The organism is Methylibium sp. T29, from assembly GCF_000576205.1.
GTDB lineage: Bacteria > Pseudomonadota > Gammaproteobacteria > Burkholderiales > Burkholderiaceae_C > Methylibium > Methylibium petroleiphilum.
This window is the reverse complement of sequence record NZ_AZND01000339.1, coordinates 1-2,999: the sequence shown is the minus strand read 5'-3', so window position 1 is coordinate 2,999 and position 2,999 is coordinate 1. Positions and strand designations below refer to the sequence as shown.

Genomic DNA, 2,999 nt, shown 5'->3' with positions numbered 1-2,999 from the left:
CCCGGCCGGCCGCCCCCGCCCGCCGCCCCCTGAACCGGGGGAACCCCCCTTCACGGGGTTGATGGCGCAAGGGTACGGCGGTACTTTTGTGCTGTGCAGCAATTTCTTGCCCCGCTCGATCCCGAGCCGAACTTCGGTCACCCATGAACGTGTTCCTCAAGCCCCTGCTCGCCACGCTCACCCTGGCCGCCATCGCCTACGGCAGCCAGGCCCAGACCCGCCCCGGGGCCGCGGAGCATCCGGTGGCCCGGTCGACGCCGGCGATCGCCGCGCCCGTCGCCGCCCGTGCCGTGACGCCCGAAGCCGATGCGGGCAGCGTGGCCGAGCCCAACACGGTCGCACTGATCCTGGCCGCGCTCGGCGTCGTCGGTCTGGTCTCGCGCCGGCGCTTCGGCGGCTGAACGGCCCCGCTAGCGATCGGGCGCCGCCGCGTCCTCGCGTTCGAGCACCCACGACTGCAGGCGCCCGCGCTCGAGCTGCAGGCGTACGCTGGCGCCGCCAGCGTCACGCCAGCGAAAGGCCTCGTCGGCCGGGTCGCCGATCACCACCCCAGACTGCCGGTCAGCGGCAGGATCTCCAGCATCGTCAGGCCCGGCCGCAGCCTGGCGTTGAGCATCACGCGCTGCCGACCTGACCGATCGGCCCGCTGCCAGCCTGGCGCATCACGCGCATCGCGCGGCTGAACTGCAGCAGCAGCCAGAACACGATCGCCGTCGCCGCCAGGGCCAGCCCCGGCCAGCCATAGCCCCAGTAGCCCACCACCAGGCCCGCGGCGGCCAGGCACCAGCCCATCCCGGGTCGGTTCAACATGCCGGCCCCTCGTGCGCGGGCGGTCCGCCATAGGCGCGCTCGACCCGCGCGATCCGCAATTCGTAGTGCGTGTACCAGCCTGCCGGCCACGCTCGCGCGCCACGCTGTGCTCGGCGTGTGCCTTCCATGCAGCGATGTCGGCCAGGCTGCGCCAGTAGGACACGGTGATGCCGAAGCCCTCGACGTCGCGCGCGCTTTCCACCCCCAGGAATCCCGGCTGCGTGGCGGCGACCTCGACCATGCGGCCGGCCATCGCGTCGTAGCCGTCGTCGCTGTCCAGGACAGCCGGCGCGCGTCGGCTGCTGAAGACCACCGCGTAGTAGGGCGGCGCGGGCAGGTCCGCGAAGGTCGCATCGCTCATGACAGCTCCCGCAGCACGTCGATCGCCTGCTCGACGCGCTCGACGGCGTGGATCCGCAGGCCCTCGATCGGCTTCTTCGGTGCATTGGCCTTCGGCAGCACCGCGACACTGAACCCCAGCTTGGCCGCCTCCTTCAGGCGCTCCTGGCCGCGCGGCGCAGGTCGCACCTCGCCGGCCAGACCGACCTCGCCGAAGGCGATGAAGCCGCGCGGCAGCGGCCGCCCGCGCAGCGAGCTCTGGATCGCCAGCATCACCGCCAGGTCGGCCGCCGGCTCGCTGATGCGCACGCCGCCGACCGCGTTGACGAACACGTCCTGGTCCATGCAGGCGATGCCGGCATGACGGTGCAGCACCGCGAGCAGCATCGCCAGTCGGTCGCGCTCCAGGCCGACCGACAGGCGCCGCGGACTGGGCCCGCCGCTGTCGACCAGCGCCTGGATCTCCACCAGCAGCGGGCGGGTGCCTTCGAGCGTGACCATCACGCAGGAGCCCGGGACCGGTTCGCCGTGGGTCGAGAGGAAGATCGCGCTCGGGTTGGCCACGCCCTTGAGGCCGCGCTCGGTCATCGCGAACACACCGATCTCGTTGACCGCGCCGTAGCGGTTCTTGATGGCCCGCACGAGACGGAAGCTGCTGTGCGTGTCGCCCTCGAAGTACAGCACGGTATCGACGATGTGCTCCAGCACGCGCGGCCCGGCCAGCGCACCCTCCTTCGTCACGTGGCCGACCAGAACGATGCTGGTGCCGCTGGACTTGGCGGTGCGCGTGAGCTGGGCGGCGCACTCGCGCACCTGGGCCACCGAGCCCGGGGCCGACGTGAGCTGGTCCGAATAGACGGTCTGGATCGAGTCGATCACGCAGAAGGCCGGCTGCTCGGCGTCGATCGTGGCCTGGATCTTCTCGAGGTGGATCTCGGCCAGCACCCGCACGCGGCTGCCGTCCAGGCCGAGCCGGCGCGAGCGCAGCGCGAGCTGCGCGCCGCTCTCCTCGCCGCTGACGTACAGCACCCTCATCTGCGCCGACAGCGCGTCGACCGCCTGCAGCAGCAGCGTCGACTTGCCGATGCCCGGGTCGCCGCCGATCAGCACCACGCCGCCGGCGACGATGCCGCCGCCGAGCACGCGATCGAGTTCCTCGATGCCGGTGGGCGTGCGCGCGACGTCGGCCGCGTCGATCTCGCTGAGCGTGGCCACGGGCTGGCTGCGCGCCAGCGACTGGAAGCGATGCCGCGTGGCCGCGGCCGGCTCGGCGACAGTCTCCTCCAGCGTGTTCCAGGCCCCGCAGGCCGGACACTTGCCCAGCCACTTGGGGCTCGTGCCGCCGCATTCGCTGCAGGTGTAGTTCGTCTTGTCCTTGGCCATTCGCCGCATTGTGGCGCGGCCCGCCGGGCTACCCGAGCCGCCGGACTCAGTCGATCGCGCGGCGGCGCAGTGCCTTGATCTGCCCGTCGCGCGCCTTGCTCTCCAGCCGCCGCTGCTTCGAGCCGAAGGTCGGCTTCGTCGCGATCCGCTTGCGCGGCGGCGTCGCCACGCTGGCCACCAGTTCCAGCAGGCGCTGCAGCGCGTCCTCGCGGTTGCGCGCCTGGGTGCGCTGCTCCTGCGCCTTGATGACGATCACGCCGTCGCTGCTGAGCCGTTGGTCGTTGAGCGCCAGCAGGCGCGCCCTGTGTGCCGGGGGCAGCGACGAGGCGGGCACGTCGAAGCGCAGGTGGATCGCGCTCGACACCTTGTTGACGTTCTGGCCGCCGGCGCCCTGGGCGCGCACCGCGGTGCACTCGGCCTCGCGCGCCAGCAGCGCGGCCAGCGCCTCCCGGTTCACGCCGGCCGCC

General features: G+C 72.5%; 5 protein-coding genes and 1 pseudogene. 1 reads left to right on the top strand and 5 read right to left on the bottom strand.

The window, feature by feature from the left end:
• The first annotated feature begins 143 nt into the window (after positions 1-143).
• Positions 144-401, top strand: a complete 258-nt coding sequence (locus tag x551_RS20485; RefSeq protein ID WP_036250745.1) for a PEP-CTERM sorting domain-containing protein — start codon at positions 144-146, stop codon at positions 399-401.
• Between the two features lie 9 nt (positions 402-410).
• Here x551_RS20485 and x551_RS27970 read toward each other — a convergent pair whose 3' ends face one another.
• The 5 genes and pseudogenes from x551_RS27970 to arfB all read right to left on the bottom strand — a co-directional run bounded on the left by x551_RS27970 (position 411) and on the right by arfB (position 2,989).
• Complete coding sequence (locus x551_RS27970) at positions 411-545, bottom strand: hypothetical protein (RefSeq protein WP_256364003.1); 135 nt, start codon at positions 543-545, stop codon at positions 411-413.
• Positions 546-615: 70 nt separating this feature from the next.
• The gene (locus x551_RS27730) at positions 616-810 is read right to left on the bottom strand and encodes a hypothetical protein (protein ID WP_231497751.1); all 195 of its coding nucleotides are present in this window, start codon (positions 808-810) and stop codon (positions 616-618) included.
• A pseudogene (locus tag x551_RS24715) lies at positions 804-1,171 on the bottom strand (antibiotic biosynthesis monooxygenase). The gene x551_RS27730 and the pseudogene x551_RS24715 overlap by 7 nt, the downstream one beginning before the upstream one ends.
• Complete coding sequence (gene radA / locus x551_RS20475) at positions 1,168-2,532, bottom strand: DNA repair protein RadA (RefSeq protein WP_036234903.1); 1,365 nt, start codon at positions 2,530-2,532, stop codon at positions 1,168-1,170. The pseudogene x551_RS24715 and the gene radA overlap by 4 nt, the downstream one beginning before the upstream one ends.
• Positions 2,533-2,578: 46 nt before the next feature.
• Positions 2,579-2,989, bottom strand: a complete 411-nt coding sequence (arfB, locus tag x551_RS20470) for an alternative ribosome rescue aminoacyl-tRNA hydrolase ArfB (protein WP_011831130.1) — start codon at positions 2,987-2,989, stop codon at positions 2,579-2,581.
• Between the last annotated feature and the right edge of the window lie 10 nt (positions 2,990-2,999).

Bases quoted from the DNA above. Each gene is read 5' to 3' on its own strand.
- radA (WP_036234903.1), bottom strand. From the start codon at position 2,532: ATGGCCAAGGACAAGACGAACTACACCTGCAGCGAATGCGGCGGCACG.
- x551_RS20485 (WP_036250745.1), top strand. From the start codon at position 144: ATGAACGTGTTCCTCAAGCCCCTGCTCGCCACGCTCACCCTGGCCGCC.
- x551_RS27730 (WP_231497751.1), bottom strand. From the start codon at position 810: ATGTTGAACCGACCCGGGATGGGCTGGTGCCTGGCCGCCGCGGGCCTG.